The following is a 16,480-nucleotide window of genomic DNA, read 5'->3' on the forward strand; positions in this document are numbered from 1 at the left end:
CGGGAATGGCCGCCAGCGAGCCCTGGAAAGTGCCCACGGCGGTGCGGGTAGCGGCAACGATTACGACGTCTTGCATGGTCGGGTCCTCAGATTCGATGGCTGGGGCCTGGAGCGGTTCGGCGAACCCGTCGTCCAGGCGCTGGAAGTCTTGAAAATCATGGTTGCACACAACCCTGGAGGCCGGCCAATCGCGAACCGGCCGGTCGCGTTGTGCTCGGTCGGTCGCTGTCTACAGGCCCATGCGTCGCCTGGCGCGATGGGCCGAGCTGTCGCGTACCGCCCAGCGCAGCATCGGCGCGCTGCGCTTGATGCTGGCGCGGATCAGCTGGCGTTGCAGCGGGCTCTGCTCGACCCCCAGCAGCTCGCCGGCCCAGTCCGGCAGCAGGTCGATCCCGGCTTGCATCATCAACGAGCCAAAGGGTTTGGCCAGGCGGCTAGGGGCTGGTGCGGCCTGCAGCAGGCGCAGCACTTCGCGGCTGCGCTGGTCGCACAACAACTGCGGGCGCATGGCTTGCAGGTAATCGGCCACAGCCTGCCGTGAACGGGGTACGTCGCGGGCGCCCAGGCGCTCGGCCACCAAGGCGATTTCATCGTAGTAGCGATCCTGGTCGGCGCCGGACAAGCGCGGATTGAAATAGCGCAGGTGAGCCGCCAGGAAACTGCTGACCTCAGCTACATGGACCCAGGTCAGCAAGTCTGGATCGCTGGCCGCGTAGGGCCGGCCATCGGGGGCGGTGCCGGTGATGTGCAAGTGAATGCCACGGACTTTCTCGATCAGCCACTGGGCGTCCTGGCGCGAGCCGAAGGTGGTCCCGGAAATGAACTGCCCGGTGCGGCGCAGGCGGCCGATCAGGTCCTGGCGAAAGTTGGAGTGGTCCCAGACCCCGGCCAGCGCCAAGGGATGCAGGGCTTGCAGCAACAGGGCGCTGATGCCGCCGATCAGCATGCTGCTGAAGTCGGCATGCACTTGCCAGCAAACGGCCCCTGGACCGAATAGACCCGGATCGCCCTTGGGGTTTTCCAGGTCGAGCTGGCCCAGGGACAGGCCGGAGAGGCTCATGACCTGGCTTTCGATACGGCTGCGAATGAATTCCATGACGGCTCGCTGCTGTTGGGAAACGATGGCGCGGCCCGGGCCGCGCCGCTTTCAGAGGTTCAAGCGTTGATCGATCAGGCCCTGCACCACGCCAGGGTCGGCCAGGGTCGAGGTATCGCCCAGGCTGTCCAGCTCGTTGCAGGCTATCTTGCGCAGGATACGCCGCATGATCTTGCCCGAGCGAGTCTTGGGCAGGGCCGGTGCCCACTGGATCAGCTCCGGCTTGGCGAAGCTGCCGATCTCGCGGCTGACCAGGGCCAGGAGTTCCTGCTTCAGGGTAGCGTCGGGCTCTATCCCCTGCATCGGCGTGACGAAGGCATAGATACCCTGGCCCTTGAGGTCATGGGGATAACCCACCACGGCGGCTTCGGCGATGCTGTCGTGGAGCACCAGGGCGCTTTCTACCTCCGCGGTACCGATGCGGTGTCCGGAGACGTTGATCACGTCATCGATGCGCCCGGTGATCCAGTAGCTGCCGTCTTCATCGCGTCGGGCGCCGTCACCGGTGAAGTAGTAGCCCGGGTAAGGCGCGAAGTAGGTCTCGACCATGCGTTGCGGGTCGCCATAGACGGTACGGATCTGCCCGGGCCAACTGCCCTTGAGCACCAGGATGCCGCTACCGGCGCCCTGGATCTCCTGGCCCTGGTCATCCAGCAACACCGGCTGCACGCCGAACATCGGCGTCATGGCGCAACCGGGCTTGATTTGCCGGGTGCTGGCCAGCGGGCTGAGCATGATGCCGCCGGTCTCGGTCTGCCACCAGGTATCGACGATGGGGCAGCGTTGTTCGCCCACCTCGTTGAAATACCATTCCCAGGCCTCCGGATTGATCGGCTCACCGACGCTGCCGAGCAGGCGCAGGCTGGCGCGCGAGCTGTTGCGCAACGGTCCGGCACCTTCGCGCATCAAGGCGCGCAAGGCGGTGGGCGCGGTGTAGAAGATGTTCACCCGATGCTTGTCCACTACTTCCCAGAAGCGCGAAGTGCTGGGGTGGTTGGGGACTCCTTCGAAGATCAGCGTGGTGGCGCCGTTGGCCAGCGGACCGTAGAGGATATAGCTGTGGCCGGTGACCCAGCCGACATCGGCGGTGCACCAGAAGACCTCGCCGTCGCGGTAGTCCATGACGTACTTGAAGGTCATGGCCACCTGCAGCAGGTAGCCGCCGGTGGTATGCAGCACCCCCTTGGGTTTGCCGGTGCTGCCGGAGGTGTAGAGGATGAACAGCGGATCCTCGGCGTCCATCGGTTCGGGGGCGCACTGGTCGCTGCTGGCGGCCATGGCCTGCTCATAGTGAATGTCGCGGCCGTCGACCCAGTTCACTACTGCGCCGGTGCGCTGGACCATGATCACATTGCTGACGTCCGGGCAACTGAGCAGCGCCTTGTCGACGTTGCTTTTAAGCGGCACCAGCTTGCCGCCGCGCAGGCCTTCGTCGGCGGTGATCAGGGTATGGCAATCGGCATTGAGGATCCGGTCGCGCAGGGCCTCCGGAGAGAAGCCGCCGAAAACCACCGAATGCACGGCACCGATGCGCGTGCAGGCGAGCATGGCGTAGGCGGCCTCGGGAATCATCGGCATGTAGATGCATACCCGGTCGCCTTTCTTCACGCCGCGGCTCTTGAGCAGGTTGGCTAGCCGGCAGACCTGTTGGTGCAAGGTGCGGTAAGTGATGCGCAAGGATTCGGCAGGGTCGTCGCCTTCCCAGATGATTGCGGTCTGGTCACCGCGTGTTTCCAGGTGACGGTCGATGCAGTTGTAGCTGACATTGAGCTGGCCGCCGCGGAACCAACTGGCCTGGCCGGTGCGGCTGTCATGGCGATGCACTTCGGCCCAGGGTTGGCTCCAGTGCAAAAAACGCTTGGCTTGCCCGGCCCAGAACAGTTCTGGCTGCTCGATGGACTGGCGATAGAGGTGGAGGTAGTCGTCCTGGCTCAGTTGGGCTGCCTGGCGGACGGCATCGGCTTTCGGAAAAATGCTGATATCGAACATGACGGCTCCTTGTGCTTGTTTGGCGACAAGACTCAAGGGTGCGCGCATGTGAGGGCAAGGTTCAAGGGCCAGGGCCCGAACGGGAGCCGGCAAGCCGGCCCCCGCAGAGTGGCGATCAGCCGCGATGACGACCGCGGAAGTAGTTGATCAGCCCCTGGGTCGAGGCATCCTCGGCGCTGGTTTCGTCGCTGCCCACCAGGCGACCGTAGACGCCCTTGCCCAGCTCCTTGCCCAGCTCCACGCCCCATTGGTCGAAGGCGTTGATGCCCCAGATCACGCTCTGCACGAACACCTTGTGCTCGTACAGCGCCACCAGCGCGCCAAGACGCCTTGGGCTGATGCGCTCTACCACCAGGGTATTGCTCGGCCGGTTGCCAGGGATCACCTTGTGCGGTGCGAGCCGTTGCACCTCGGCTTCGCTCAGGCCCTTGTTGCGCAGCTCGCTCTCGGCTTCGGCGCGGGTCTTGCCGAGCATCAGCGCCTGGCTCTGGGACAGGCAGTTGGCGTACAGCCACTGGTGGTGGTCGGCCACCGGGTTGAAGCTGACGATCGGCACGATGAAGTCTGCCGGGATCAGTTGGGTACCTTGGTGCAGCAACTGGTGGTAGGCGTGCTGGCCGTTGCAGCCCACGCCGCCCCAGATCACCGGACCGGTATCGGTGCCCACCGGGGTACCGTCCTGGCGCACGCTCTTGCCGTTGGATTCCATGTCCAGCTGCTGCAGGTGCTTGGTGATGTTGCGCAGGTAGTGGTCGTACGGCAGGATCGCGTGGCTCTGCGCGCCCCAGAAGTTGCCGTACCACACGCCCAGCAGCGCCAGCAGTACCGGCATGTTCTGCTCGAACGGCGCGCTCTGGAAGTGCTGGTCCATGGTGTAGGCGCCGGACAGCAGTTCCTTGAAGTTGGACATGCCGATGGCCAGGGCGATCGGCAGGCCGATGGCGGACCACAACGAGTAGCGCCCGCCGACCCAGTCCCACATCGGGAAGATGTTCTCTTCGCGGATGCCGAAGGCCACGGCGGCGGCGTTGTTGCTCGACACCGCGATGAAGTGGCGGTGCAGCTCGGCTTCGGAACCGCCCTGGGCCAGGTACCAGGCGCGTGCGGCCTGTGCGTTCTTCAGGGTCTCGAGGGTGTTGAAGGATTTGGACGAGACGATGAACAGCGTGGTCTCTGCGCGGATCTTCGCCGAAAGCTCATGGAATTCGCTGCCGTCGATATTGGCCAGGTAGTGGCAGCGCACGCCCTTGTGGGTGTAGGACAGCAGGGCTTCGGATACCAGCTCCGGACCGAGGAAGGAGCCGCCGATGCCGATGTTCACCACGTCGGTGATGGGTTTCTCGGTATAGCCGCGCCACAGGCCGTCGTGGATGCGGCCCACCAGTTCGGTGATCTGGTTCAGCACCTTGTGCACTTCCGGCATGACGTTCACGCCATTGACCGACAGCTTGTCGCCTACCGGGCGGCGCAGGGCGGTGTGCAGGGCCGGGCGGCCTTCGGAGGCGTTGACCAGTTCGCCGGTCATCATCGACTTGATTGCGTCGGCCAGCCCGACTTCCTTGGCCAGGTCCACCAGCAGGTCGCGGGTCTGGCCGGTGATCAGGTTCTTGGAGTAGTCGAGAAACAGTCCGCAGCTGCTCAGGGTGAACTGGCTGAAGCGCTGTGGGTCGGCATTGAATGCCTCGCGCATGCTGAAATCCTGCATGGCTTGGCGATGCTCTTTCAACGCTTGCCAGGCGGGCAGAGCGGTAACGTCGTGAGGAGTGCGGTAGTACGCCATCGCTGCGGTTTTCCTTTTGCTTGAACTGCCTTTTGGACACTGAAAAGCCCGGAACGTCCATTCTGGATTCACGGACTTGGTGCGTTCGGCCCTGTGCTGATTCGATTAATCACCCGGGGCGACAACAGTAACTCCAGCCTGGGCTCCTGTCTCGGCCTTCTCCGACTTGCGGTCGGTACTATTTTGCACCGACCGCGCGGCATGGGTTCGCGGTGTGGAGTAACTAAGGGTTCAGGCGACCTGAACCGGAATCGCGTGGCTGGTGTGGCTCAGCTCGTTGCCGGGAGCCATGTACAGCATGCGTGGCTTGAAGTTGAGCAATTCGGCTTCGCTGTAGTGGGCGTAGGCGCAGATGATCACCCGGTCGCCGACCTTGGCCTTGTGTGCGGCCGCGCCGTTCACCGAGATCATGCGCGAGCCGGATTCGCCACGGATGGCGTAGGTGGTGAAGCGTTCGCCATTGTCGACGTTGTAGATCTGGATCTGCTCGTATTCGCGAATGCCGGAGAGGTCCAGCCAGTCGCCGTCGATGGCGCAAGAGCCTTCGTAGTCAAGCACGGCGTGGGTGACTTCTGCGCGATGCAGCTTGGCCTTGAGCATGATGGCGTGCATGGGATTTTCCCTAGGTCGGATCCTCGAAAAGGGGCCTGCAGTTTTGGCTGCAGGCCCCGGCGGGCGGCAGTTTGCCCGAAGGTTGGGGTTCGGGCAATCGGCTGATCAGGCCGGCGCGTCGAGGTCCAGGTGCAGGTTGTCGATCAGGCGCGTGGTACCCAGGTAGGCCGCCACCAGGATCACCAGGTCTCGGTCCTCGGCGGTGGCCGGGCGCAGGTTCCGGGCGTGACGGATTTCCAGGTAGTCCTGGCGCAGGCCGGCGGCTTCCAGCAGGCGCTGCTGTTCGGCCAGCAGTTGCGGATAGTCGCGCGCGCCATTGCGGATGGCCTCGGCGATCTGGCCCAGGCTGCGATAGAGCACCGGGGCGATGGCCCGCTGTTCTGCGCTCAGGTAACCGTTGCGCGAGGACAACGCCAGGCCATCCTCGGCCCGCACCGTGGGTTCGCCGATGATCTGGATCGGCATGTTCAAGTCATGCACCAGGGCGCGGATGACGGCCAGCTGCTGGTAGTCCTTCTGGCCGAACACCGCGAGATCGGGCTGCACCATGTTGAACAGCTTGCTGACCACCGTGGCCACCCCTTCGAAGTGCCCGGGACGGCTGCCGCCGCACAGGCCTTCGGACAACTGGGGAACGCTGACCCGGGTCTGTCCGGCCATGCCGTCGGGGTACATCTCTTCGACAGTGGGGGCGAACAGCAGGTGGCAGCCAGCCTGGAGCAGTTTTTCCTGGTCGGCGGCGAGGGTGCGGGGATATTTGTCCAGGTCTTCGCCGGCGCCGAACTGCAGCGGGTTGACGAAGATGCTGGCGACCACGAAGTCCACTCTCTGTGCGGCCTTGGCCACCAGCGCGGCGTGCCCGCTGTGCAGGTTGCCCATGGTCGGCACGAAGCCGATGCGCTTGCCTTCGCTGCGAGCGCGAGCAACCGCGGCGCGCAACTCACGCACGGTCTTTACAGTATTCATGCGGAGAACCCGTGTTCGGCGCCAGGGAAGGTGACAGCCTTGACTTCCTGCACGTAGGCGCTCAGCGCCGCCTGGATGCTGTCCTTGCCGGTCATGAAGTTCTTCACGAACTTGGGCGAACGGCCGGTGAGGGACAGGCCCAGCATGTCGTGGAGCACCAGTACCTGGCCGTCGGTGGCGCTGCCGGCACCGATGCCGATCACCGGGATCTTCACCGCCTGGGTGATTTCCGCCGCCAGCTCGCTGGGCACGCATTCGAGCAGCAGCATGGCCGCACCGGCCTGTTCCAGGGCGATGGCGTCGGCACGCATCTGCCGGGCCTGGCTCTCGTTGCGTCCCTGGACCTTGTAGCCGCCCAAGACGTTCACGGTCTGTGGGGTCAGCCCCATGTGCACGCAGACCGGGACGCCACGCTCGTTCAGCAGGCGGACCGGCTCGGCCAGCCAGGCCGCGCCTTCGATCTTGACCATGTGCGCACCAGCCTGCATCAGCTGCGCCGAACTGCTCAGGGCCTGTTCAGTGGTGGCGTAGGACATGAAGGGCAGGTCGGCGAGGATCAGGGCCCCGCTGTTGCCGCGTTTTACCGCTGCGACATGGTAGGCCATGTCGGCGACGGTGACTGGCAATGTGCTGTCGTGCCCTTGCAAGACCATGCCCAGGGAGTCGCCGACCAGCAGGACTTCGACGCCGGCTTCGTTGCATGTGTGGGCGAAGGTGGCGTCATAGCAGGTCAGCATGGTGATTTTCTCACCTTTCTGCTTGAGGCTTTGCAGGGTGGTCAGAGTGATGTCTGGCATGAAAAGGGGTCCTCATTCAGGCGCTTTGGAAACTACTGCGAGTAACGCGCGTGATTCTTCGTTGTTCAGGCGCACGGTCTTTTGTCGTGCTTATACAGCCTGCTTCCAAGCGATTTGAACGATCCCGGATACGCCCCCGTGGGGCGTCATGTACAGCTTGCCATGGTGGAAAAAGATCGCGTGCCGACGGGTGTTCCGCCCTTGCATCACTGCCTCTGCCTGGCGTTTCCCGGGTTCGCCGCGAACAAGCTTCACTTGAATTGCGCCCTTTAACGCCGTGATGGCGGCAACGGGACGCCTATAGTCGTGAGGAGAACTCTGGAAGTCAATTAGATGTGTTACCGCATTGTTACGGCGGTAGTGTTACCGCCGTTACTGATGCGTTTCAGCTGTCAGGCCTGGCGTTCCAGGCCGGCAAATGGGCAGGCGGCGAGCAGTTCCCGCAGGCTGCGGCCATCGGCCAGATGCAGGTCGGCGGGAGCCAGTTCCGCCAGGGGATAGAGGACGAAGGGGCGGGCCTGCATGTGGTAGTGCGGGACTTTGAGGCGGGGTTCGTCGATCAGCCGATCACCGAACAGCAGGATATCCAGGTCCAGGGTCCTTGGGCCCCAGCGTTCGTGGCGTTCCCGGCCTTGTTGTTGCTCGATGGCTTGCAGCGCATCGAGCAATTGCAGCGGCTCGAGGGCGCTGTCCAGCGCCGCCACGGCGTTGGTGAAACGCGGTTGGCCGGGCAACAGCGAATCGCTTTGGTAGAACGCCGAAACGCCATGCAGACGGCTCGCGGGGATCTTCCCCAGGGCCTCGATGGCGCTGCGCAGTTGCTCCTCGGGATCCGCCAGGTTGCTGCCCAGGCCGATATAGATACGCTCCATCGGTCATTCGCCCGACATATCGGCGCCGCCGGCCCGCTTGCGCTTGGCACCACCGCTGCGCCGGCGTTTGCGTGGAGCGCCACTGGCATCGTCCTTGCCGCTGAGGTCACGGATCATGTCGCGACGTTCGGTGTCATTGGCGTCCTGGTAGTCGGTCCACCATTCACCTAGGCCGTCGGTTTGTTCGCCGGCGCTTTCGCGTAGCAGCAGGAAGTCGTAGCCGGCGCGGAAGCGTGGATTGTCCAGCAATTGGTCGGCTCGCTTGCCACTGCGGCGCGGTAGACGTTCCTGCATGTCCCAGATCTCGCGGATCGGCATGGTGAAACGTTTGGGGATGGCGATGCGCTGGCACTGTTCGGCGATCAGTTCGTGGGCGGCTTCCTGCATGGCCGGGATCGGCGGCATGCCGCGTTCCTGCAGGTGCAGGACCCGGGCAGGCAGGGCCGGCCAGAGCAGGGCGGCGAACAGGAAGGCCGGGGTTACCGGTTTGTTCTGCTTGATCCGCAGATCGGTGTTGGCCAATGCCTCGCTGATCAGCGTATGGGTGTAGGTCGGGTTGTATTCCAGGGCTTCGGCACTGGCTGGGAACAGCGGATCGAACAGCTGCAGGTCCACCAGCATCTCGAAGGTATCGGCGGCATGGCCGGAGAGGAACAGCTTGAGCACTTCCTCGAACAGGCGCGCCGAAGGGATTTCCCGCAGCATCGGCGCCAGTTCGCGGATCGGTGCGGCGGTGTGCTTCTCGATCCCGAAGTTCAGCTTGGCGGCAAAGCGCACCGCTCGCAGCATGCGCACCGGATCTTCCTGGTAGCGCTTGCGCGGATCGCCGATCAGACGCACCAGGTTGTTGCGAATGTCGTGGACGCCATTGGCATAGTCGAGGATGCGTTCGCTGACCGGGTCGTAGTACAGGGCATTGATGGTGAAGTCGCGGCGTTGCGCGTCATCTTCCAGGGTGCCATAGACGTTGTCCCGCAGGATCCGCCCGCTTTCGTTGCGCGAGGATTGGTTGCTGTCCTCTTCGTCTTCGTTCTGCGGGTGATTGGCGCGGAAGGTCGCCACCTCGATGATTTCGCGACCGAAGTGGATGTGCACCAGCTTGAACCGCCGGCCAATGATTCGCGCATTGCGAAACTCGGCCCGGACCTGTTTCGGAGTGGCGCTGGTGGCGACGTCGAAATCCTTGGGGGTGATGTTGAGCAGCATGTCGCGCACGCAGCCACCCACCAGGTAGGCCTGGTAGCCGGCGTTCTGCAGGCGTTCGACGATATTGACCGCATACCGGCTGAACTGGGCGCGCTGCAGCGAATGCTGGCTGCTGTTGAGCACTTCAGGGGTGCTGCGTTTATGTTGCGTACGACGCAAGGGAGAACGGAGTGACTGGAACAGCTTCTTCAGCATGGGATGCACTGTTTGAAGGAATGTTCGGCCAAAACGAAGAATGACCGCATGATGGGCGGGGATTCTAGCATTTAGTCGAAGGATGGTGTAGGAAGCTGCCGCGACTTATGCACAGGACATTCCATCAGGATGAGTCGTGGGGATGGAAGTGAGGCGATGGCTGAACGCCAGGAACCACAAGGGGAGCCGAAGCTCCCCCAGAATAGTTGCGTGCTCTATTTTTATTATTGGTTTCGGGCTTCTTGTTTTTGTTTAACGCCCTTGCCATCTGGTTTGTCCAGAGTGGCCCTCCCAATCGGGAGCCAAGAGCAAACGGATTGCTTTGATCGCTGAGTTGCAATGATCTTTCGATCCAACCAGTTCAGGCTCTGCTTTAGGGCAGTTTTTGTTGTTCTCAGCCTGGTTGTGGGGCAAGCCCCAAATACAACGCCTCTTCAAAAGAATCAGTTAGCTGCGCCTCCGCCGTGTTGTTTTTGTTATGCGTGAGTCGATTCGTCTTATTTTTATTGTCTTGTGCATTGCTTGTTATTGTTCTTGTACCAAACATATAGCAGGTGCCGTGCCAACTTTTGCAAAGCCCAGGAAAACAAGGGGTTAGACGGGATGGGCTGCTTTTCTCGAGGCAAAAAAAACCGGGGCTTCGTTACCTTTAGCCCCGGCTTCTGTTACGTCCACTTACAGGGGTAACAGTTTTTTTCACAAACCCGGTGTTACCCCACCAAGTCGCGCAGGTATCAGCTTTCGCTGGTCACCCCGCTCTTGCGCCGTGGGATACCCAGGCGCTGGCGGCGTTCCCACAGGCACTTGCGGCTGACGCCCAGCTTGCGTGCCAGCTCGGTCTCGGTCATGTGGTCCTGGTGCTCGAGGACGAAGTGCTGGAAGTAGTCTTCCAGGGACAGGTCTTCGGTGGGCTCATGGCTGGTCGGCGCTGTTTGCGGCGCCAGGCTGCCGAAGTCTTCGTCTTCCAGGTCGCTCAGCTCGATGTCGATGCCCAGCAGGTCCGCGGAGATTTCCGGACTCTCGCACAGGATCACCGCGCGCTCGACGGCGTTTTCCAGCTCACGCACGTTACCGGGCCAGGAATAATGGCGGATCGCTTGTTCGGCATCGGCGGCGAACTTCAGGTCCGTACGGCCGATGCGCGCACTTTGGCGGGCGAGGAAGGCGTTGGCGATTTCGTTGACGTCGGCGCCGCGCTCACGCAGGGCCGGCAGTTTCAAGGCGATTACATGCAGGCGGTAATACAGGTCTTCACGGAACTGGCCGATCTTCGACAGGCTCTTGAGGTCGCGGTGGGTCGCGGCGATCAGGCGGACATCGACCTTCTGCGACTGCACCGAACCCACGCGGCGGATCTCGCCCTCCTGCAAGACCCGCAGCAAGCGCGCCTGGGCCTCCAGCGGCAGCTCGCCGATTTCGTCGAGGAACAGCGTGCCGCCGTCGGCCGCTTCCACCAGGCCGGCACGTCCGGCACTGGCGCCGGTGAACGCGCCTTTTTCATGGCCGAACAGTTCGGATTCGATCAGGGTTTCCGGAATGGCCGCACAGTTCACCGAGATCATCGGCGCCTTGGCGCGCTTGGATAGGTTGTGCAGCGCCCGGGCCACCAGCTCCTTGCCGGTACCGGATTCACCCTGGATCAGTACATTGGAATCGGTTGGCGCCACCTTGCGGATCTTGCCGTACAGATCCTGCATGGGCGCGCAGGAGCCGATGATGCCGATCTCGCCGTTGCTGGCCGCGCTCTTGTCGGTACCGGCGGCCTTGCCGGCTGGCCGCTCGGCCGGTGCCTGGTCGGCGCTTTGCCGGTCCCGCAGGATACGTGCCACGGCCTGGAGCATCTCGTCGTGGTCGAACGGCTTGGCGATGTAGTCCACCGCGCCCATTTTCATCGAGTCCACGGCCGAGCGCAGGCTGGCGTAGCTGGTCATGATCAGCACCGGCTTACCTTGGCCCAGCTTGATCAGCTCGGTACCCGGGGCGCCTGGCAAACGCAGGTCGCTGACGATCAGGTCGAACGTTGGAATACTGAAGCGTTCCTGTGCTTCCTGCACCGAACCGGCCTCGCTGACCTGATACTGGTTGCGTTCCAGCAGGCGTCGCAAGGCGGAGCGGATGATGGTTTCGTCTTCGACGATCAGAATATGCGGCATTGATTCAATTCTCTCGACGGTCTCAGTTCACAGCGGACGTCGCTTCGACATGGCGCGGCAAGGTCACTCGAATACGGGTGCCGCGCTGGCTCTGTGGATCGGCCGGGCTGTCGATGGTGATTTGTCCATAATGCTCTTCAACGATGGAATAGACCAGTGCAAGGCCCAGACCGGTGCCTTCCCCTGGATCCTTGGTGGTGAAAAACGGTTCGAACAATCGGTCCATGATGTTCTTGGGAATGCCGCTGCCTTCGTCTTCCACGATCAGGTCGACCGTATGCTCGAAAGCCTCGCTCTTGACGCGTACCGCGCTCCCGGCGGGGGAGGCGTCGCGGGCATTGGACAGCAGGTTGATCAACACCTGGGCCAGGCGCTGGGGATCGCCATCCACCCAGTGGTCGGGATCGCATAAATTGAAGAACTGCACCTCGAAATTACGCCGGTTCAGCGCCAGCAGGCCGATGGCATCCTGGGCCACTTCGGCCAGGCATACGGCTTCGTCGTTGTGCTGGTGGCTGCCGGCATGGGCGAAACTCATCAGCGACTGGACGATGCGCGAGATGCGTTTGGTCTGCTCCAGGATCTGCTCGCTGATCTCCGTCAGTTCGCCATCTTCCTCGCGTTCCTCGCGCAGGTTCTGCGCCAGGCAGGCGATGCCGGTGACCGGGTTGCCGATTTCATGGGCGACGCCGGCGGCCAGGCGGCCGATACTGGCCAGGCGCTCGGAGTGCACCAGCTTGTCTTCCAGGGTCTGGGTCTCGGTCAGGTCCTCCACCAGCAGCACCAGGCCGCTGTTGCCCGGCGCCAGGGGCTCGTCGATGGCTGCCTTGTGCAGGTTCAGCCAGCGGGTCTGGCCGTCCAGGGCCAGATGCTGCTTGTGCAGGTGCTCGTCGGGCAGGTCGATGAAGCCCTGGAGCAGGTCCCTCCACGGGTTGGCGATGGTACCCAGGCGCGACCCCACCACATGCTGGGCGGGAATCCCGGTGAGTTCCTCCATGGCCTTGTTCCACATCAGGATCTCCTGGTCCTTGGCCAGGGAGCAGACGCCCATCGGCAGCTCTTGCAGGGTCTGCCGGTGGTAGCGACGCAGGGCGTCGAGCTCGGCGGCCAGGCCAGTGAGGCGCGAGTGGTAGTCCTCGAGCCGGCTCTCGATGAAGTGGATGTCCTCGGTCACATAGTTCTCGCCACCGGCCTTGTAGGGCAAGAAGGTCTCCACCATGTCCTGGGCCACGCTGGGGCCCATCAGCCCGGACAGGTTGGCCTCGATGCGGTCCCGCAGGCGTCGCAGCGCATAGGGGCGGCGTTCGTCGAAGGGCAGGTAGAGATCGCGCAGGGCCTGTTCCACTTCCTTCTGCGCGGCCTTGGCCCCCAGTGGCTTGGCCAGCTGGGTGGCGAACTCCTGGGGCGAGGCCGCATGCAGTTCCCGGCGCTGCGGTCGACGTACGTTGTCCACCGCGCAAGCTTCGGCGGCGCTGGTCTCCTCGGAGCTGGCATTGGTGAATAGCGAGATCAAGGTGAACATCAGCACGTTGGCTGCCAGCGAAGCGATGGCCGCCATGTGCCAGCTGGTGTCGTCGAGGACGTAGATCATGTTCAGCAGGGGAATGTAGAAGCCCTGCAGGTTGCCCACCAGTGGCAGCAGCATGGTCACCATCCAGACCAGGATGCCCGCCAGCAGGCCGGCGATGAAGCCACGGCGGTTGGCGGTCGGCCAGTACAGGACCGAGAGCACCCCGGGAAGGAACTGCAAGGTGGCGACGAAGGCCACGATCCCCAGGTTGGCCAGGTCTTGCTCGGCTCCCAGCAGCAGGTAGAAGGCATAGCCGGCCATGATGATGGCGACGATGAGCGCGCGCCGGGTCCACTTCAGCCAGCGGTAGATATTGCCTTCCGCCGGCGGCTGGTACAGCGGCAGCACCAGGTGGTTCAGGGCCATCCCCGACAGTGCCAGCGTGGTGACGATGATCAGGCCGCTGGCGGCCGATAACCCGCCGACGTAGGCCATGAGCGCCAGGGCGGGACTGTCGGCGGCGATGCCGATGCCCAGGGTGAAGTATTCCGGGTTGGTAGTGGCGCCGAGCTTGAGGCCGGCCCAGAGGATCAGCGGCACCGCCAGGCTCATCAACAGCAGGAACAGCGGCAATCCCCAACTGGCGCTGACCAGGGCACGGGGGTTGAGGTTCTCGGTGAAGGTCATGTGGTACATGTGCGGCATGACGATGGCCGAGGCGAAGAACACCAGCAGCAGGGTGCGCCACGGGCCTTCCTGCAATGGCGTGTGCAGGGCGGCGAGGGCCGTCTGGTTCTGCAACAGCCAGAGTTCCAGCTGCTGTGGTCCGTCGAACACCCCATACAGCGCATACAGGCCCACGCCACCGATGGCGATCAGCTTGATCACCGACTCGAAGGCGATGGCGAACACCAGGCCCTCGTGTTTCTCCCGGGTGGCGATGTGCCGTGAACCGAAGAAGATGGTGAACAGCGTGATCAGCGCGCAGAAGCTCAGGGCCACTCGATGCTGTACCGGTTCATGGGTCAGGATGCCGATTGAGTCGGCCACCGTCTGGATTTGCAGGGCCAGCAGCGGCAGGACTCCGACCAGCATGAAGATGGTGGTCAGGGCCCCGGCCCAGGTACTGCGGAAGCGGAAGGCGAAGAGGTCGGCCAGTGACGACAGTTGGTAGGTGCGGGTGATCTTCAAGATCGGATACAGCAGCACCGGCGCCAGCAGGAAGGCCCCGGAAACCCCCAGGTAGCTGGAGAGGAAGCCGTAGCCGTACTGGTAGGCCAGGCCCACGGTACCGTAGAAGGCCCAGGCACTGGCATAGACCCCCAGCGACAGGGTGTAGGTCAGCGGGTGGCGGATGATCGAGCGCGGGATCATGCCACGCTCGCTGATCCAGGCCACCCCGAACAGCACCAGCAGGTAGGCGGCGCTGATCAGGATCATCTGGGTCAGGCTAAAGCTCATCGGCATCTTTTTGACTCTGCAGGATGAAGGTCACGACGATCAGAATCAGCCAGAGCAGGTACGGGCGATACCAGGCGCCAGTAGCATCGATCCACCAATCCATGATGGCGGGGGAAAACAGATAGATCCCCACTACCAGGAGCAGGACCAAGCGATAGATGTACATCCCGGCCTCTCTTTATTGTGTGTGCCCGAAAACGTGCGGCGATGGTAACGGATGGGCGCCAGGCTGCAAGTGGCGTCAGTTCAATTGCGCTTCCGGCACGCTCAGTGTGCGCGGAATCAGCATTGCGTCCCAGTGGCGGGTTCCCCACTGCATGATCTCGGCCACGCTGGCGCCGTCCAGTTCGGCTGGCGGATTCTGCCCCAGGGCTCGCAGGGCGCGCAGGAGCAATGGCGGCGCCTGGTCCTCGGCCAGTGGCGGCGAACGATAGGATTTACCGAGCTTGTGGCCGTCGGGCTGGGTGATCAGTGGCACGTGCAGGTAGCGCGGCTGGGGCAGGCCCAGAAGTTCCTGCAGGTAGAGCTGGCGAGGGGTGGAGTCCAGCAGGTCGGCGCCGCGTACGATATCGGTGATCCCCTGCCAGGCATCGTCGAGCACCACGGCCAGCTGGTAGGCATAGAGTCCGTCGCGACGGCGAATCACGAAGTCTCCCGCTTCCCGGCCCAGGTGCTGGCGGAACTGGCCCTGGACCCGGTCGATGAAGTGGTACTCGAGTTCTGGCACCCGCAGGCGGATCGCCGCGTCATCCTGAGGGTGTCCGAGGTTGCGGCACAGCCCCGGGTAGATGCCCTGGTAGGATTCCAGTTGCTTGCGCGAACAGGTGCAGGCGTAGGCCAGCCCCAGGTTGAACAGGCGATCCAGGACCTGGGCGTAGGCGTCATGGCGTTCACTCTGGCGGATCATCTCGCCATCCCATTCGAAGCCATAGCTTTCCAGGGCCTTGAGGATCGCCGCCTGGGCGCCCGGTTCTTCGCGGGGTGGGTCCAGGTCTTCCATGCGCAGCAGCCAGCGACCGCCGACGGCGCGGGCATCCAGGTAGGAGGCGAGGGCAGCGACCAGCGAGCCGAAGTGCAGGTAGCCGCTGGGCGTGGGGGCGAAGCGGCCGATGTAGGGAGAGGCAGTCATGGTGCGGATGTTACTTGGTCTGGCCCCACGATGGCGATGGAGTCGGCGGGGAGCACCATCACGAGCGGGATCGCTCTTGCGGGGGAGGCGGAAGGAGAGTGCAGAAACGAAAACGGAGCGTATGTACGCTCCGTTTCTGGGTCGGGTCGGTGCTTACTTGCCGACCTGTTTTTCCTTGATTTCCGCCAGGGTCTTGCAGTCTACGCACATGTCGGCGGTAGGGCGGGCTTCCAGGCGGCGGATACCGATCTCGACGCCGCAGGATTCGCACCAGCCGTATTCTTCGTCTTCGATCAGTTGCAGGGTCTTGTCGATCTTCTTGATCAGCTTGCGCTCACGGTCGCGGGCGCGTAGTTCGAGGCTGAATTCTTCTTCCTGGCTGGCACGGTCGGCCGGGTCGGGGAAGTTGGCTGCCTCGTCTTTCATGTGATCAACAGTGCGGTCGACTTCCTGCATCAAGTCCTGCTTCCACTTGTTCAGGATCTTGGTGAAGTGCTCGCGCATGGGCTTGCCCATGTACTCTTCGCCCGCAGTCTCAACATAAGGTTCAAAACCGCTGATCGATTGAATCTGTTGCTTTGCTTGGGTGGGCATGAATGGACCGCCTCTACTCTTGTAATCCATTGCGCAGGATTGCTCCATCTCCGACAGTTGCCGGCCCTGCGACTGCAAGCCGGCGAACTTACCAGATCAAATCAGAGCGCGCTACTCCCG

14 protein-coding genes are annotated in these 16,480 nt (G+C 63.1%); all 14 read right to left on the reverse strand.

Features of this window, described 5'->3' with window-relative positions; all coding sequences use genetic code 11:
• A partial coding sequence (locus tag AC3WK8_RS30605; RefSeq protein ID WP_256592208.1) for a hypothetical protein occupies window positions 1-76 on the reverse strand: 76 nt, incomplete at its 3' end.
• Between the two features lie 153 nt (window positions 77-229).
• A complete protein-coding gene (locus tag AC3WK8_RS30610; RefSeq protein ID WP_053138775.1) occupies window positions 230-1,096 on the reverse strand; it encodes an oxygenase MpaB family protein in 867 nt (288 codons plus the stop codon).
• A 51-nt stretch (window positions 1,097-1,147) separates the two neighbouring features.
• Window positions 1,148-3,085, reverse strand: coding sequence for an acetate--CoA ligase (gene acs, locus AC3WK8_RS30615; protein WP_085600547.1), 1,938 nt, complete (start codon window positions 3,083-3,085; stop codon window positions 1,148-1,150).
• Between the two features lie 115 nt (window positions 3,086-3,200).
• Window positions 3,201-4,865 (reverse strand): glucose-6-phosphate isomerase, encoded by a 1,665-nt coding sequence (gene pgi / locus AC3WK8_RS30620; RefSeq protein ID WP_085600549.1) that lies wholly within the window; start codon window positions 4,863-4,865, stop codon window positions 3,201-3,203.
• A 231-nt stretch (window positions 4,866-5,096) separates the two neighbouring features.
• A complete protein-coding gene (gene panD, locus AC3WK8_RS30625; RefSeq protein WP_058433573.1) occupies window positions 5,097-5,477 on the reverse strand; it encodes an aspartate 1-decarboxylase in 381 nt (126 codons plus the stop codon).
• A 105-nt stretch (window positions 5,478-5,582) separates the two neighbouring features.
• A complete protein-coding gene (gene panC / locus AC3WK8_RS30630; RefSeq protein ID WP_085600550.1) occupies window positions 5,583-6,443 on the reverse strand; it encodes a pantoate--beta-alanine ligase in 861 nt (286 codons plus the stop codon).
• Window positions 6,440-7,240 (reverse strand): 3-methyl-2-oxobutanoate hydroxymethyltransferase, encoded by an 801-nt coding sequence (gene panB, locus AC3WK8_RS30635; RefSeq protein ID WP_103326364.1) that lies wholly within the window; start codon window positions 7,238-7,240, stop codon window positions 6,440-6,442. Before panB ends, panC begins: the two co-directional genes overlap by 4 nt.
• Window positions 7,241-7,632: 392 nt before the next feature.
• Entirely contained in the window at window positions 7,633-8,112 is a 480-nt protein-coding gene (gene folK, locus AC3WK8_RS30640; protein ID WP_103326363.1) for a 2-amino-4-hydroxy-6-hydroxymethyldihydropteridine diphosphokinase, read from the reverse strand.
• Between the two features lie 3 nt (window positions 8,113-8,115).
• Window positions 8,116-9,513 (reverse strand): polynucleotide adenylyltransferase PcnB, encoded by a 1,398-nt coding sequence (locus AC3WK8_RS30645; protein WP_103326362.1) that lies wholly within the window; start codon window positions 9,511-9,513, stop codon window positions 8,116-8,118.
• Between the two features lie 734 nt (window positions 9,514-10,247).
• Complete coding sequence (locus AC3WK8_RS30650) at window positions 10,248-11,666, reverse strand: sigma-54-dependent transcriptional regulator (protein WP_053138750.1); 1,419 nt, start codon at window positions 11,664-11,666, stop codon at window positions 10,248-10,250.
• Between the two features lie 22 nt (window positions 11,667-11,688).
• Window positions 11,689-14,643, reverse strand: a complete 2,955-nt coding sequence (locus AC3WK8_RS30655) for a sensor histidine kinase (protein WP_164485042.1) — start codon at window positions 14,641-14,643, stop codon at window positions 11,689-11,691.
• Window positions 14,627-14,803 (reverse strand): hypothetical protein, encoded by a 177-nt coding sequence (locus AC3WK8_RS30660; protein ID WP_003176118.1) that lies wholly within the window; start codon window positions 14,801-14,803, stop codon window positions 14,627-14,629. Before AC3WK8_RS30660 ends, AC3WK8_RS30655 begins: the two co-directional genes overlap by 17 nt.
• A 75-nt stretch (window positions 14,804-14,878) precedes the next feature.
• Window positions 14,879-15,766 (reverse strand): tRNA glutamyl-Q(34) synthetase GluQRS, encoded by an 888-nt coding sequence (gluQRS, locus tag AC3WK8_RS30665; protein ID WP_103326361.1) that lies wholly within the window; start codon window positions 15,764-15,766, stop codon window positions 14,879-14,881.
• 153 nt (window positions 15,767-15,919) lie between these two features.
• On the reverse strand, window positions 15,920-16,360 hold the full coding sequence (gene dksA, locus AC3WK8_RS30670) for an RNA polymerase-binding protein DksA (protein ID WP_011063504.1): 441 nt from the start codon (window positions 16,358-16,360) through the stop codon (window positions 15,920-15,922).
• Window positions 16,361-16,480: the final 120 nt, after the last annotated feature.

This window comes from Pseudomonas sp. FW507-12TSA, from assembly GCF_058781435.1.